The sequence below is a fragment of the Bradyrhizobium sp. USDA 3311 genome (assembly GCF_054062495.1).
This window is the reverse complement of sequence record NZ_JBSSFI010000001.1, coordinates 7,643,719-7,657,920: the sequence shown is the minus strand read 5'-3', so window position 1 is coordinate 7,657,920 and position 14,202 is coordinate 7,643,719. Positions and strand designations below refer to the sequence as shown.

The 14,202-nt window shown below is 65.8% G+C and carries 14 protein-coding genes; 11 read left to right on the top strand and 3 right to left on the bottom strand.

Annotated elements, in window-relative coordinates:
- Positions 1 to 181: 181 nt before the first annotated feature.
- The 3 genes from ACVWW6_RS36640 to ku form a co-directional block, all read right to left on the bottom strand.
- On the bottom strand, positions 182 to 385 hold the full coding sequence (locus ACVWW6_RS36640; protein WP_333925903.1) for a hypothetical protein: 204 nt from the start codon (positions 383 to 385) through the stop codon (positions 182 to 184).
- 182 nt (positions 386 to 567) lie between these two features.
- Positions 568 to 804 (bottom strand): hypothetical protein, encoded by a 237-nt coding sequence (locus tag ACVWW6_RS36635; protein ID WP_028172241.1) that lies wholly within the window; start codon positions 802 to 804, stop codon positions 568 to 570.
- A 58-nt stretch (positions 805 to 862) separates the two neighbouring features.
- Entirely contained in the window at positions 863 to 1,846 is a 984-nt protein-coding gene (gene ku, locus ACVWW6_RS36630; RefSeq protein ID WP_011085904.1) for a non-homologous end joining protein Ku, read from the bottom strand.
- A 235-nt stretch (positions 1,847 to 2,081) separates the two neighbouring features.
- Here ku and ACVWW6_RS36625 point away from each other — a divergent pair, with 235 nt between their 5' ends.
- The 11 genes from ACVWW6_RS36625 to ACVWW6_RS36575 all read left to right on the top strand — a co-directional run bounded on the left by ACVWW6_RS36625 (position 2,082) and on the right by ACVWW6_RS36575 (position 14,071).
- Positions 2,082 to 2,237 carry a hypothetical protein gene (locus ACVWW6_RS36625; RefSeq protein WP_165448146.1) on the top strand — a complete coding sequence of 52 codons (156 nt, stop codon included), beginning with the start codon at positions 2,082 to 2,084 and terminating at the stop codon, positions 2,235 to 2,237.
- A 229-nt stretch (positions 2,238 to 2,466) separates the two neighbouring features.
- Positions 2,467 to 3,141, top strand: coding sequence for a response regulator transcription factor (locus ACVWW6_RS36620; RefSeq protein WP_011085905.1), 675 nt, complete (start codon positions 2,467 to 2,469; stop codon positions 3,139 to 3,141).
- 94 nt (positions 3,142 to 3,235) lie between these two features.
- Positions 3,236 to 4,612 carry a sensor histidine kinase gene (locus ACVWW6_RS36615; RefSeq protein WP_011085906.1) on the top strand — a complete coding sequence of 459 codons (1,377 nt, stop codon included), beginning with the start codon at positions 3,236 to 3,238 and terminating at the stop codon, positions 4,610 to 4,612.
- Between the two features lie 163 nt (positions 4,613 to 4,775).
- On the top strand, positions 4,776 to 6,179 hold the full coding sequence (locus ACVWW6_RS36610) for a hypothetical protein (protein WP_161535742.1): 1,404 nt from the start codon (positions 4,776 to 4,778) through the stop codon (positions 6,177 to 6,179).
- 100 nt (positions 6,180 to 6,279) lie between these two features.
- Positions 6,280 to 6,549 (top strand): hypothetical protein, encoded by a 270-nt coding sequence (locus ACVWW6_RS36605; protein WP_028172238.1) that lies wholly within the window; start codon positions 6,280 to 6,282, stop codon positions 6,547 to 6,549.
- A 131-nt stretch (positions 6,550 to 6,680) separates the two neighbouring features.
- A complete protein-coding gene (gene ccmI / locus ACVWW6_RS36600) occupies positions 6,681 to 7,790 on the top strand; it encodes a c-type cytochrome biogenesis protein CcmI (RefSeq protein WP_011085909.1) in 1,110 nt (369 codons plus the stop codon).
- 34 nt (positions 7,791 to 7,824) lie between these two features.
- Positions 7,825 to 8,334 (top strand): cytochrome c maturation protein CcmE, encoded by a 510-nt coding sequence (gene ccmE, locus ACVWW6_RS36595; protein ID WP_011085910.1) that lies wholly within the window; start codon positions 7,825 to 7,827, stop codon positions 8,332 to 8,334.
- Positions 8,331 to 10,313 carry a heme lyase CcmF/NrfE family subunit gene (locus ACVWW6_RS36590; protein ID WP_011085911.1) on the top strand — a complete coding sequence of 661 codons (1,983 nt, stop codon included), beginning with the start codon at positions 8,331 to 8,333 and terminating at the stop codon, positions 10,311 to 10,313. Before ccmE ends, ACVWW6_RS36590 begins: the two co-directional genes overlap by 4 nt.
- 4 nt (positions 10,314 to 10,317) lie before the next feature.
- Entirely contained in the window at positions 10,318 to 10,800 is a 483-nt protein-coding gene (locus ACVWW6_RS36585; protein ID WP_011085912.1) for a cytochrome c-type biogenesis protein, read from the top strand.
- Between the two features lie 126 nt (positions 10,801 to 10,926).
- Positions 10,927 to 12,270: a methyl-accepting chemotaxis protein gene (locus ACVWW6_RS36580; protein WP_011085913.1), complete on the top strand. Its 1,344-nt coding sequence runs from the start codon at positions 10,927 to 10,929 to the stop codon at positions 12,268 to 12,270.
- 223 nt (positions 12,271 to 12,493) lie between these two features.
- The gene (locus ACVWW6_RS36575) at positions 12,494 to 14,071 is read left to right on the top strand and encodes a Do family serine endopeptidase (RefSeq protein WP_028172236.1); all 1,578 of its coding nucleotides are present in this window, start codon (positions 12,494 to 12,496) and stop codon (positions 14,069 to 14,071) included.
- Positions 14,072 to 14,202: the final 131 nt, after the last annotated feature.

Here is a 14,202-nt window from a genome sequence, read left to right as displayed (position 1 = left end):
CCGTTCATCCGTCCAACGTAGGCTGGCGCCGTTTTCGGAATGGTAAATTGATTCACTAAATTTCGCAGGGCGCGCGTCAAAGTGCTGGCGGGGCGGTCCCGACCTCAGGCCTTATATGCTGGCATTCATTGACTTAAGGTTTCGTCACCCAACTCGGGTGGATTTGACGGCGTCGTTGCTTTCAGGACTTGATCGCGCGTCCGGGGGTGGCCTTGCCAGGGCGTCTCAGCGCCGCTGCGAGGCGTCCGACCAGATAGCTCATGACGCGCGGCTGTGACCGCGCCGCGCTGTCTGCAAGGCGCTTGTCCTCGCTCGTGTCGTTCACGAGGCCGATGTAGTTCTTTCTGGCGTCCTGCTGCTGCACCGCGTGCAAACCCTGGTTCAATCGACCGCGCGACCTTGTGGTGCGCAATGGGAATCGAGGGTTAATTTTGTCTTCCGTAGGATTACTTGGTGCCTCGCCGGAGGGCGCTGAAAGCAATGGCGCCGCTCAACCGATTGTTGAGGCTATGTCTCGGCGGCGCGAGGGAGGGCGAATGCTGCAAGCGCCACCGCGCCAGGTGGAGCTTACTTGCGACTGACGTCCGCGTTCAGCGCCCGCAACATCGCGATGCGGGCGAACATCGTCCAGCCGCCGCCCGTCTCGGCCGCGTGGATCAGGGTCTCGATCGCGGTCTGCCAGTGGCTCGCGTGCTGCGCGTCCTCGGGCAGCTGCATGATGTGATCGGCCGCCTGTTGCAGCGTCCGCAGCTTGCGCCCGTTGCGCAGCGAGATCGGATCGTCGAACGCCGCCGACCAGGGCATGTCAGGCCGGCCGACGGGCGAGGGGAGACATCACGGCGCGATCGTAAGCTGCGTGCCGCTAACCGGCCTTCTTCGCCCGCGCCGGCGCGCGCACCGGCTTGTCGGCCTTCTTCGAGGCTTCCTTGGGGGCCGTTTTCGCCGCAGCTTCCTTGCCGCCCTTGCCGGCGATCGGCAGCAGCATCTCGCGCTGGCCTTCGACGCGCTTCTTCGGCTTCTTGCCCTTGACGGTCTCCTTGACGACCTTCGCGATCGGAGCTGCGTCCTTCTCGCTCGCGAGGCTCTTCTTCAGAGCGTCCATCAGGTTGATGACGTTGCCGCCCGTCTTCGGCGCCGCCTTGGCCGCGATCGGGGCGCCCGAGCGCTTCTTGTTGATGAGATCAATCAGCGCGGCCTCGTAGTGGTCCTCGAACAGCTCGGGCTCGAACGCTCCGGACTTCTTCTCGACGATGTGTTTTGCAAGGTCGAGCATGTCCTTCGTCAGCTTCACGTCCTGGATGTCGTCGAAATATTCCTTCTCGCTGCGGACCTCGTAGGGGTAGCGCAGCAGCGTGCCCATCAGGCCGCTCTCGAGCGGCTCCAGTGCGATGATGTGCTCGCGGTTGGTCAGCACCACGCGGCCGATCGCGACCTTGTCCATGCTGCGGATGGTCTCGCGGATCACCGCAAAGGCGTCGTGGCCGACCTTGCCGTCCGGCACGAGATAATAGGGGCGGATCAGATAGCGGTTGTCGATGTCGGCCTTCGGCACGAATTCGTCGATCTCGATCGTGTGCGTCGAGTCGAGCGCGATCTCGTCGAGCTCGTCCTTGGTGACCTCGATATAGGTGTCGGTGTCGACCTTGTAGCCCTTGACGATGTCCTCGGAGGTCACCTCGTCACCGGTCTCGGCGTCGACCTTGAGGTACTTGATCCGGTGGCCGGTCTTGCGGTTGATCTGGTTGAAGGAGACCTTCTCGGTATCCGAAGTGGCCGGATAGAGCGCGACCGGGCAGGTCACGAGCGACAAACGCAAAAAACCCTTCCAATTGGCGCGGGGGGCCATGGGCTACTCCAAACGCAACGGGGACAGACTTATGAGGATACCATCGGGGAACACCGAATCAAACACGGCGCGGTGCGGAATCTTGCAACTGCGTTAACCAGCCGCCCCGCGTCCGGTTGCTGCCCGAGCCCGCGGCAAAAGCCGGAACATCGTATCGGATCGGGCGTTGCCTCAGGACACAGGGCCGTGAGGCGGTCGCGGTCATCGGAGGCGACACGCAGAGATTGAGGGCATCATGGCAACCACGCGAGACCAGCATCAGATCGTCGAAACTGCAACCGAGGCGCGCCAGGGCGAACCCGGGCCGTCGGTGGCCGCGCTGCTCGCCATCTCGACCGGGCTCGCGATCCTGATCCTCGCCGTCATCTGGTTCGTATTCTTCCGGACCTGACGGCCGGATCCGAACGTCACGGGCTTTCCGACTCGCCGCGTAACGCGGCACATTGCGCCCGCCATGCCGCCGGCTCCTCCGGCAGCCTGGCGGGCGCAGTCGCGTCGGCGCGTGACAGGGCGTATATGACCAAAAAGTAACGCGGCCGGTTCCCCGCGTTCATATTCAGTTCACGCCGGAATTGCTCATCTGAGGCTGTTGTTCATGCGGCCTATCTTTGGAGAGAAGCGTGCGCCTGCTCGTTGTTGAGGACGACCCCGATCTCAATCGCCAGCTCACCAAGGCGCTGACGGACGCCGGCTATGTCGTCGACCGCGCCTTCGACGGGGAGGAGGGGCACTATCTCGGCGACAACGAGCCGTACGATGCCGTCGTACTCGACATCGGCCTGCCGAAGAAGGACGGCATCTCGGTGCTGGAGGCCTGGCGCCGCAACGGCCGCACCATGCCGGTCCTGATCCTCACCGCGCGCGACCGCTGGAGCGACAAGGTCCAGGGCTTCGATGCCGGCGCCGACGACTATGTCGCAAAGCCGTTCCATCTCGAGGAGGTGCTGGCGCGCATCCGCGCGCTGCTGCGCCGCTCCACCGGACATGCCCAGAGCGAACTCAGCTGCGGCCCGGTCACGCTCGACACCAGGACCGGCCGGGTCAGCGTCTCCGGCAATCCCGTCAAGATGACCTCGCACGAATATCGGCTTCTGGCCTACCTGATGCACCATTCCGGACGCGTGGTCTCCCGCACCGAGCTGGTCGAGCATCTCTACGACCAGGACTTCGACCGCGACTCCAACACCATCGAGGTCTTCGTCGGCCGCATTCGCAAGAAGCTCGACGTCGACATCATCCAGACCGTCCGCGGCCTCGGCTATCTCCTGACCCCGCCGCCCGCTCCGGGCGCCTGAGGCGTTGCGGGCTTGACGGGAGGCCGAACTGGGGGCCTTGGTCCGGTTATGACGTCCGACGCCCTGCCATCCTGCGCCTCCCGGGATCGTTCCGATGCCCGCTAGCTCGCTTGCGAACCGCCTGTTCCTGTCGGCGACGGCGTGGCTCGTGGTGATCCTGGCCATCACCGGCGTGGTGCTGTCGTCGGTCTACAAGAACGCGACCGAACGCGCCTTCGACCGCCGGCTCAATCTCTATCTCCGCACGCTGATCGCGGAGGTCGCGACCCCGGACGAGCCCCCGGACCGCCAGTTCCAGTCGCTCGGCGAGCCCCTGTTCGAGCTGCCGCTGTCCGGCTGGTATTGGCAGATCACGCGCACCGACACCGAAAAGCCGGAGGTGCGCTCCTCGCGCTCGCTCTGGGACAAGAAGCTGCCGAAGCTGGAGGAGCACGGTGCCGAGCTCACCGCCGCCGGCATCCGGCTCGGCTATGTCGATGGTCCCGAGGGGCAGAACCTGCGGATGGTGGAACGGCCGGTCGATCTCGGCGCCGACGGCAAATATCTGGTCAGCGTCGCCGGCGACGACAGCGAGATTTTCGACGAGACGCGCAGCTTCGACTATTACCTCGGCGGCACCTTCACCGCGCTCGGCATCGTGCTGCTCCTGACCACGGTGTTCCAGGTCCGCTTCGGCCTCGCGCCGCTCAAGCGCATCTCGGAGTCGATCGCCGACATTCGCTCCGGGCGGGCAGAGCGGCTCGAGGGCGAATTCCCGGTCGAGATCGCGCCGCTCGCGCGCGAGACAAACGCGCTGATCGATGCCAATCGCGAGATCGTCGAGCGCGCGCGCACCCATGTCGGCAATCTCGCCCATGCGATCAAGACGCCGCTTTCGGTCATCGTCAACGAAGCCGGCGTCCACGCTGCCGATCCGTTCGCGGCCAAGGTGATGGAGCAGGCGGACGTGATGCGCGACCAGGTCGCCCATCACCTGGAGCGGGCGCGCATCGCCGCGCGCGTCTCGGTCGTCGCGACCGTGACGGAGGTGGCGCCCGCCATCGAGGCGCTGCGGCGGACGATGGAGAAGATCCACCGCGACCGCGGCATCATGGTCGAGGCAAAGGCCGATCCGTCGGCAAAATTCCGGGGCGAGCGCCAGGATCTGGAGGAGATGGTCGGCAATCTCGTCGACAATGCCTGCAAATGGGCGGCCTCCCGGGTCTTCATCGAGGTGCTGGTGGAAGTGCCGCATAAGGCCGGCGCCGGTCCGCGCCTGAGGATCATTGTCGACGACGACGGCCGCGGCCTGTCGGAGGCGGAGCGCACCCAGGTCTCCCGGCGAGGCCAGCGGCTCGACGAGTCCAAGCCCGGCTCGGGGCTCGGGCTTTCCATCGTGGTCGACCTTGCCGCGCTCTATGGCGGCAGCCTCTCCCTCGGCGCCGCGCCGATCGGCGGCTTGCGGGCCGAGTTGGTCCTCCCCGGAATATAATCCTTTGTTTCAACAGGATTTTTTTTGGTTCCGGGACGGCCGATCCGCAAGCAAACGGGAGGATTCGGGCCAACGTCCTCAACGGCTTCTTAAGGCGCAGCCATCTATGATCGCGCTCGGACGCATCCCATGTCCGCCACTTTACCGTGCATTACCTGGGCGCATGAGCCAGACATCGATCGAGCGGCTGAGGGAATATCTCGCGCAGCTCCCGCCGCAGTCGCAGGCGCTGCTGATGCGGGAGTTCGAGCGCGCGCTCGAGCGCGGCCAGGACACGGCTGTGGCGACCCTCGTGCTCGAGCAGCTGCGCAGGATCGTCCGCAAGACGGAGGCCGACGAAACCCCACCCCCGCGGACGGACGACCTGTCGCGGCTTCTGTTCCAGGTGCTGGAACCGTTCCTCATCGAGGCGGGCGCCCCGATCCGGGTCGGACAGATCCGCCGCTCCTCGCTGCATCCGATCTGGCAATGGTTCGGCCGTGACGGTGCTCCGGACAAGGTGAACGAATTCGAGGCGGCGCTGGCGCGCATGCCGGCCGCTGACAGTGCGGGGCAGGTCGAAGCGCTCGCCCAGAAGCTCCAGGCGGTGGCTGCGGACGCCATCTTCCAATTGACGGGGCCGGGCGGCGGCGACAAGTCGCGCGCGCTGGCCCGCGTCGGCCCGCCCAACGTGATCGAGGACCTCTATTCGGTCGGAGCGGTACTCCAGGTACGAGAGGCCATCGCCACCCTGAACGAGAAGCTGCCGCGCTTCCTGCGCGCCTTCGGCGACTCCCAGATCGCCTCGGTGACGTCGGCGCTCAACATCCCTGTCCTCCAGACGCCGCAGATGCTGCCCTTCGCGCTGTCGATCGTCGTGCAGCGCATGACCGCGCCGTGGCAGATCATCCGCCTCGCCATCAAGATTGCCGCATCGGACGACGAGATCCGCGTGGCGGCAACGCCCTATGGCGTCGCCGTCACGATCGCCCTGCACGATTTGTCCTGCGTCGCCGCGATCCTGCGCATGGACATCAAGCGCGGCCAGTTCGACAACGTCGCCGACAATCTCAAGGCGCTGCACGACGGTGTGCGCGGCCTGCGCACCGAGCTCGACCTGCGCAACGATTCCGCCTGGGGTAAGCAACTGACCTCGATCCGGGCCGATATCTCCAATGCGCTGCAATCCGAGATCGACAGCGTTCCCGGCCGCGTTCGCCGGATCCTGCGCCAGCGCCCCGAGAAGGACATTCCGCCGGGCGCGCGGATCGACAGCACCGAGGTGGAGGAAACCGCGGCGCTGATCGATTTCGTCGCGACCTGCCGCAACTACGCCAGCGAGCTCGCGATCAACGAGGTGACGCTGCGCACCTATTCCGACCTGCAGCAATATGTCGAACGCTCGACCGAGCAGCTGGTGCAGTCGCTGCGCGCCGCCGATCTCAAGGTCCGCACCTATCGGCAACAGCAGGTGCAGGCTGCGATTCGCTTCTGCCAGGTGCTGTTCGGCGATGACTACGCCTCGCTGATGAGCCGCGCCGCGGAGAACGCACTCACGGGCGAGCGCAAATCGTCGCGCGCAAGCTGATTCAAGCGCATATTTTTGTGATCACAATTTGTGGTTGACGCTGTCGGTGACGGGCCCTACGGTCCCGATGCAAGTCCGGGGAATTTCTATTTGTGGGCGCATGAAACCCGTTATCAGCTCCATCGAAATCGAGAACCGCGTCATTGTTGCCAAATATCAAAGACTGATGGTCGGCGCGAAGGTGGTGCTGGTCGAGAAGGCAAGCGGTCGGCAACTGCCTGAGACGGTCACGAGGGTTGCATCTCCGGTTCCGGTCGGAGCGTTGCGCATCAGATTGCCTGACGCCATCGAGCCGGGAACATACTTCCTGAAGGCCCTCAACGGTCACGGCGAGGACGCGGCTCGAAGTGTGGACTTCGAGATCGGCTAAGCCGTTGGATTTTCGCCGTTTCGGGGCTGTGGCCGGTCGCGCCGAATTGACAATTGTCAATTGCCGCATCGTCCGGCCGTGGTGTAAAGCCACCTATGGGCGCGGGTGGCGCGCTGCCGGAAGCTTGCCAGATGACGTTATGGTTCGTGTTCGCGCTGATGACGGTCGCGGCGATTTTCGCCGTGCTCTGGCCGCTCGGCCGCAGCGCGCGCGCGCAAAATCAGGGCAGCGAGGTCGTCGTCTACAAGGACCAGTTGACCGAGATCGAGCGAGACCTTGCCTCGGGACTGATCGCTGCGCCTGAAGCCGAGGCTGCGCGTGTCGAGATCAGCCGCAGGCTGCTCGCTGCCGCCGGCAGCGAGCCTGTGTCGGAGCCCAAATCGAGCCTCAAATGGCGCCGCGCGGCAGCGGTGCTGGCGCTTGTCGGTCTGCCGCTCGTTGCGATCGGCGTCTACATGCCGCTCGGCTCACCCCGGCTTCAGGACTTTCCGCTGGCGCAGCGGGAGCGCGGGTCCGGCTCCGGCATGGCGGGATCTCTGGAGAACCTCGTCGTGCAGGTCGAGCAACATCTGGAAAAGAATCCGACCGATGGACGCGGCTGGAACGTGCTCGCGCCGGTGCTGGAGCGGCTCGGCCGCTTCGACGATGCGGTGCGGGCCTATCGCAACTCGATTACCTACAATGGTGAGAGCCCGGAGCGCAGATCCGATCTCGGCGAAGCAATCTCGGCCGCTGCGGGCGGCGTGGTGACCGCCGAGGCCAAGACCGAGTTCGAACGGGCGCATGCCCTGAACGCAGACGATCCCAAGGCGAACTACTTCCTCGGTCTCGCCGCCGAGCAGGACGGCCGCAAGGACGATGCCGCCACCATCTGGCGCGCGCTGCTGGCCAAGGCTCCGGCGGATGCGCCGTGGCGGCCCCTGGTGCAGTCCTCGCTGGTGCGGGTCGGCGGCGGCACGATGCCGGCACTGTCCGATGAGACGATCGCCGCATCGAAGGACATGAGCGAGGGCGATCGCGGCGCCATGGTCCGCGGCATGGTCGAGCGACTGGCGACGCGCTTGAAGCAGAACAGCGACGACGTCGAGGGTTGGCTGCGCCTCGTGCGTGCCTATCTCGTGATGGGCGATCGCGACAAGGCGGTCGGCGCGTCGAGCGATGCCCGTCAAGCGGTCGCCAAGGATACCGAACGGCTCCGCCAGCTCAATGAAGGCCTCAAAACTCTCGGGCTCGACGGATGACGATGTCAGGACGAGACGAGAGAACGGATACGCCATGACCCGCAAGCAGCGACGCATGACCATCATCGGCGGCTCACTCGCCGTGCTCGCGCTCGCCGCCGCGCTGGTGCTCAACGCGCTGCGCGACTCCATCGTGTTCTTCTCGACCCCGACCATGGTCGCCGAAAAGCACGTTCAGGCCGGCAAGCGGTTTCGCCTCGGCGGCCTGGTGCAGCCGGGCTCGCTCCAGCGTGGCGACAATCTCGCGGTGAGCTTCGAGGTCGCCGACGGCAACGCCAAGCTGCCGGTCGCCTACAAGGGCATCCTGCCCGACCTGTTCCGCGAAGGCCAGGGCGTTGTCGCCGAAGGCGCGCTCGATGCTAACGGCGTGTTCAAGGCCGACACGGTGCTTGCCAAGCACGACGAGACCTACATGCCCAAGGACGTCGCAGATGCCCTGAAGAAGCAGGGGCACTGGAAGGACGATTACGGCGGCAAGGCTTCTGATGGCGTCAAGCCTGCGGCCACGACAGCGCAGGGCAACCCGCAAGGAGCGGTGCGGTGATCGCGGAATCCGGGCATTACGCGCTGGTGCTGGCGCTCGGGCTGGCGCTGATCCAATCCATCGTGCCGCTGATCGGCGCGCGGCTGCGCGACGATGCGCTGATGAGCGTGGCGCGCTCCACCGCGCTGGCTCAGCTGCTGTTCGTCGGCGCCTCGTTCGTGGCGCTGGTGATGCTGCATGTGAATTCGGATTTCTCCGTCGCCAACGTCTACGAGAATTCGCATTCGATGAAGCCGCTGCTCTACAAGATCACCGGCGTGTGGGGAAACCATGAAGGCTCGATGCTGCTGTGGGTGTCGATCCTGGCGCTGTTCGGCGGATTGGTCGCGGCGTTCGGCAACAATCTTCCGCTGTCGCTGCGCGCGCATGTGCTCGCGGTGCAGGCCTGGATCGCCAGTGCCTTCTATCTCTTCATCCTGGTGACCTCGAACCCGTTCCTGCGTATCGCCAACCCGCCGATCGAGGGACGCGATCTCAATCCCGTGCTGCAGGACATCGGTCTCGCCGTGCATCCGCCGATGCTCTATCTCGGCTATGTCGGATTCTCGATCTCGTTCTCCTTTGCCATCGCGGCGCTGATGGAGGGGCGGATCGACGCCGCCTGGGCGCGCTGGGTGCGGCCGTGGACGCTGGTCGCGTGGATCTTCCTGACGCTCGGCATCGCGATGGGCTCCTACTGGGCCTATTACGAGCTCGGCTGGGGCGGCTGGTGGTTCTGGGATCCGGTCGAGAACGCCTCGCTGATGCCGTGGCTTGCCGGGACGGCGCTGCTCCATTCGGCGCTGGTGATGGAGAAGCGCAACGCGTTGAAGGTCTGGACCATCCTGCTGTCGATCCTGACCTTCTCGCTATCGCTGCTCGGCACCTTCCTGGTGCGCTCGGGCGTCATCACCTCCGTGCATGCCTTTGCCACCGATCCGACCCGCGGCGTGTTCATTCTGCTGATCCTCTGCCTGTTCATCGGCGGCAGCCTGTCGCTGTTCGCAGGCCGCGCGACATCGTTGAAGCAGGGCGGCCTGTTCGCGCCGATCTCGCGTGAGGGCGCGCTGGTGCTGAACAATCTGCTGCTGACCGTCGCCTGCGCGGTCGTGCTGTTCGGCACGCTCTATCCGCTGGCGATGGAGATGCTCGCCGACTTCAAGATGTCGGTTGGCGCGCCGTTCTACAACCTCACCTTCGCACCGCTGTTTGCCCTGTTGCTGCTCGCCGTGCCGTTCGGGCCGATGCTGGCGTGGAAGCGCGGCGATCTGCTCGGCGTCACCCAGCGGCTGCTCGCGGCCGGCGTTGCCGGGCTCGTTGTAGTCGCGATCGTCTGGGCCTGGACGCGTGGCGGCAGCGCGCTCGCACCGCTCGCGATCGGACTTGGCGTCTTCGTCATCGCCGGCGCCGTCACCGATCTGGTCGAGCGGACGGGCCTGGTTCGTCTGCCGCTCGCAACAGCGCTGCAGCGGGCGCGCGGCCTGCCACGCTCGGCCTGGGGCGCGGCATTGGCGCATGCCGGCCTCGGCGTCGCGCTGATCGGGATCGTCTGCGAGACCACCTGGAACAGCGAATATATCGCGACGATGAAGCGGAGCGACGTCGCCCATGTCGCCGGCTACGACGTGAAGCTCGACGGGTTGTTTCAGCGTCAGGGCCCGAACTACCGCGAGATGATCGCCGAGTTCAACGTCAGCCGCGACGGTGAGACACTGAGCGTCATGACGCCGTCCAAGCGCAGCTTCACCACCCGCGGCTCCTCCACCACGGAGGCCGCGCTGCTGACCCGCGGGGCGAGCCAGCTCTACATCTCGCTGGGCGATGCCAATGCCGAGGGCGCGATTGCCGTGCGCATCTATCACAAGCCGCTGGTGCTGCTGATCTGGTGGGGTCCGGTGCTGATGGCCTTCGGCGGCGTGCTGTCGCTGTCCGATCGCCGCCTGCGGGTCGGCGCGCCAAAACCGGCGCGGGCCAAGCAGCGCCTGCAGCCGGCGGAGTGATCCGATGCGCCGGATGATGGCCGCGTTCGTCGCGCTTGCGCTGCTGGCTTCGCCCGCGGTGCATGCCGTGCAGCCCGACGAGATCATGTCGGATCCGGCGAAGGAGACGCGCGCGCGCGACCTGTCGCGCGAGCTGCGTTGCATGGTCTGCCAGAACCAGTCGATCGACGATTCCGATGCGCCGCTGGCGCGCGACCTGCGGCTCCTGGTGCGCGAGCGCATCGCGGCCGGCGACAGCAACTCGCAGGTGCTCGACTTCCTGGTCGCGCGCTATGGCGAGTTCGTGCTGCTCAAGCCGCGCTTCGAGCGGCAGACCTTGCTGCTGTGGCTGCTCGGCCCCCTGCTGCTGACCGGCGGTGGCCTGGCGCTGTGGCTGCAAATCCGGCGTCGCTCGCGGAGCGGTGCAGACCTACCTGCGCCGCCGCTCACGCCCGATGAAGAGGCGAGACTCGCGGCATTGATGTCGGACGAGGCCAAATCGTCCTAGCGACGTGAAATCCTCCCGGCTACGTATTGATACGTAATCTGCCGGCCGCCGCCGGGTGTTTCATGCTATGTTGACCTTTGTCTGGAAGCTTGTCCCGAGATTTGATTCCAGACTCTGAGTTCCCCGATGTTCGCGAACAGCAATCTGACGATCCGCTTCCTGGTCGGCGCCGTTGTCGCTGCATTATTGTTCCTGCTGGGCATCGGCGGCGGCACCGGATTCGTCGCGGTGCTCTATCTCAACAACGAGATCACCAGCCTGTCGTCGGACTTTGCTGCGCTGAGCGGGCCCGCACGCGATCACGCGATGCAGATCTACCAGCAGGCACAGGCCGCATTCTCGTATTTCCTGATCGCCTGCGGCGTGATCGCGGTCGTCGCCTGCGCGATCTGCCTCACGACCTGGTTTGCGGTGCGCAACGGCATCCTCAGTCCGTTGGCGGCGATCGTGCATGCCATGCGCGAGGTCGCCGACCAGAAGTTCGAAACCCCCGTGCCGGGGCTCGGCGGCACCAACGAAATCGGCCTGCTCGCCGGCGCGCTGGAGGTCTTCAAGACCAACGGGCTCGAACGGCGCCGCCTCACCGAGCAGCAATTGCGTGAAGCGCAGCACCAGGCCGAGCGGTCGAAATTCCTGGACGCCCGGATCAAGCGCTTCAACGATCTCGTTGCCAGCGTCGTCGATAGCGTGGCCTCGTCGGCCGTGCATCTGAAGAGCAATGCCGAGACGCTGTCGCGGACGGCCAACGACACCAGCACCAAGGCCAATGCGGTGGCGAGCGGAGCGAGCCAGGCCAGCGCCAGCGTGCAGACGGTCGCGGGCTCCGCCGAGGAGATGACGAATTCGATCGGCACGATCAGCCGACGCGTCACCGATGCGACCCAGCGCGCCGAGGGCGCGGCGGCGCAAGCCGAGAAGAGCCGCGACACCATCCACACGCTGTCGGACGCCGCCGACAAGATCGGCGAGGTCGTGCAGCTCGTGCAGGCGATCGCATCGCAGACCAACCTTTTGGCGCTCAACGCCACCATCGAGGCGGCGCGGGCGGGGGAGGCCGGCAAGGGGTTTGCCGTCGTCGCCTCCGAGGTGAAGAGCCTCGCGCACCAGACCAGCAAGGCGACGGAGGAGATCACCTCCCATGTCGCCAGCATCCAGGGCATCACCGCGGAGACGCGCGGGGCGATCGACGGCATCTCGAAGACGCTGTCGGAGATCTCGTCGATCATGTCCGGCATCGAGGTCGACACTGCCCAGCAGCGCAACGCCACCCAGGACATCTCGCGCAGCGTCCAGGACGCCGCGCGCGGCACGCTCGACGTGTCCAACCACATCGCCCAGATCACCTCGACCTCCGCCGAGACCGGTCGCATGGCGGCCGAGGCCCGGGATTCTGCCGTCGATCTGTCGCAGCAGGCCGAGACCCTGAAGCGTGAAGTCGACGAGTTCATCGTCAGCGTCAGGGCAAGCTGAGGTCGCCCGAAACCTCGCCCAGGGGCCGGTCAGCGGAACTCGAATAAGTTCCTGTAAGACCACAACTTTCGGTCTGCGCTAAACTGCCGCATCAACGCCGCCCCTTCATTACGAAAGTTTAACCCCGCCGCCAGCGCACGGTAAGGCGCGAGCCCCCATCTTCAGGTCCGTAAGGTGCTGCCATCCCGCACCAAATGGATTTCAAGGCCTTGGAGAGCTCTGCATGACCGAACGTCCCGACCTTTCGAACCTTCCGTCCTACCGGCAGCCGCGCCGGTCGGTCTTCTCCGCGCGTAGGATCGCGCTGATGGCCTCGGTCGTCGCCGGCTTCGGCGCAGCCGTCTACGGCTTCAGCCCGTCGGTGTCGCCGGCCGACCTGTTCTCGAGCCCGGCGCATGCGCAGGTCAACAACGAGGTCCGGAAGGTTGAACGCCCGGTCGGCTTCGCCGACATCGTCGAGCGCGTGAAGCCGTCGGTGATCTCGGTGAAGGTCAACATCAAGGAAAAGACCGCGAGCAACGATGATGGCGACGATTCCTCCTCGCCGTTCCAGCCGGGCTCGCCGATGGAGCGCTTCTTCCGGCGCTTCGGCGGTCCGGATGGCATCCCGGGCATGAAGGGCGGCCGTGGCCGCGTCGTGCAGGGCCAGGGTTCCGGCTTCTTCATCTCGGCTGACGGCTTTGCCGTGACCAACAACCACGTGGTCGACGGCGCCGACAAGGTCGAGGTCACCACCGACGACGGCAAGACCTATACCGCCAAGGTGATCGGCACCGACCAGCGCACCGACCTTGCCCTGATCAAGGTCGAGGGCGGCTCGAACTTCCCGTTCGCAAAGCTTGCCGACGGCAAGCCGCGGATCGGCGACTGGGTGCTCGCAGTCGGCAATCCCTTCGGTCTCGGCGGCACCGTGACCGCGGGCATCGTCTCGGCCAGCGGCCGCGACATCGGCAACGGTCCCTATGACGATTTCATCCAGATCGACGCGCCCGTGAACAAGGGCAATTCCGGCGGTCCGGCCTTCAACACCGACGGCGAGGTGATGGGCGTCAACACCGCGATCTACTCGCCCTCCGGCGGCAGTGTCGGCATCGCGTTCTCGATCCCGGCCAACACCGTGAAGACGGTTGTTGCCCAGCTCAAGGACAAGGGTTCGGTCAGCCGCGGCTGGATCGGCGTGCAGATTCAGCCGGTGACGTCGGATATCGCCGACAGCCTCGGCATGAAGAAGGCCGAAGGGGCGCTGGTGGCGGAGCCGCAGGCGAACGGTCCGGCGGCGAAGGCCGGCATCGAGTCCGGCGACGTGATCACCTCGGTCAACGGCGAATCCGTCAAGGACGCCCGCGAGCTCGCCCGCACCATCGGCGGCATGGCGCCCGGTGCGATCGTGAAGCTCAACGTGCTGCACAAGGGCCAGGACAAGGTCGTGAACCTCACCCTCGGCCAGCTGCCGAACACGGTCGAGGCCAAGGCCGATACCGATAACGACAGCGGCAAGGGCGCGACCAAGGGCACCGACGTGCCCAAGCTCGGCATGACCGTTGCGCCCGCGAACTCCGTGGCCGGCGCCGGTAAGGAAGGCGTCGTGGTTACCGAAGTCGATCCGAAGAGCGCCGCGGCCGAACGCGGCTTCAAGGAAGGCGACGTGATTCTCGAAGTCGGCGGCAAGAGCGTGAGCACCGCCGGCGATGTCCGCGAGGCCATCAACACGGCGCGGACCGACAACAAGAACAGCGTCCTGATGCGCGTGAAGAGCGGCGGCCAGTCGCGCTTCGTCGCGATTCCCCTCGCCAAGGGGTAAGCGTCAGGAGGCTACGCAATGAAGGGTGTCGCCGGCATCAGTCGCCCCAGCCGCCGGCGCCCTTCGGGGGAGCAGCGTAACATTCGCTTCCCCAATCTACCTTCCGGTGGAATTACGCCCCCCTCCGTCGG

Coding starts and splice junctions, on each gene's coding strand:
- ACVWW6_RS36635 (WP_028172241.1), bottom strand. CDS start 804: ATGCCCTGGTCGGCGGCGTTCGACGATCCGATCTCGCTGCGCAACGGG.
- ku (WP_011085904.1), bottom strand. CDS start 1,846: ATGGCCCCCCGCGCCAATTGGAAGGGTTTTTTGCGTTTGTCGCTCGTG.
- ACVWW6_RS36625 (WP_165448146.1), top strand. CDS start 2,082: ATGGCAACCACGCGAGACCAGCATCAGATCGTCGAAACTGCAACCGAG.
- ACVWW6_RS36615 (WP_011085906.1), top strand. CDS start 3,236: ATGCCCGCTAGCTCGCTTGCGAACCGCCTGTTCCTGTCGGCGACGGCG.
- ACVWW6_RS36610 (WP_161535742.1), top strand. CDS start 4,776: ATGAGCCAGACATCGATCGAGCGGCTGAGGGAATATCTCGCGCAGCTC.
- ACVWW6_RS36605 (WP_028172238.1), top strand. CDS start 6,280: ATGAAACCCGTTATCAGCTCCATCGAAATCGAGAACCGCGTCATTGTT.
- ccmI (WP_011085909.1), top strand. CDS start 6,681: ATGACGTTATGGTTCGTGTTCGCGCTGATGACGGTCGCGGCGATTTTC.
- ccmE (WP_011085910.1), top strand. CDS start 7,825: ATGACCCGCAAGCAGCGACGCATGACCATCATCGGCGGCTCACTCGCC.
- ACVWW6_RS36585 (WP_011085912.1), top strand. CDS start 10,318: ATGCGCCGGATGATGGCCGCGTTCGTCGCGCTTGCGCTGCTGGCTTCG.
- ACVWW6_RS36580 (WP_011085913.1), top strand. CDS start 10,927: ATGTTCGCGAACAGCAATCTGACGATCCGCTTCCTGGTCGGCGCCGTT.
- ACVWW6_RS36575 (WP_028172236.1), top strand. CDS start 12,494: ATGACCGAACGTCCCGACCTTTCGAACCTTCCGTCCTACCGGCAGCCG.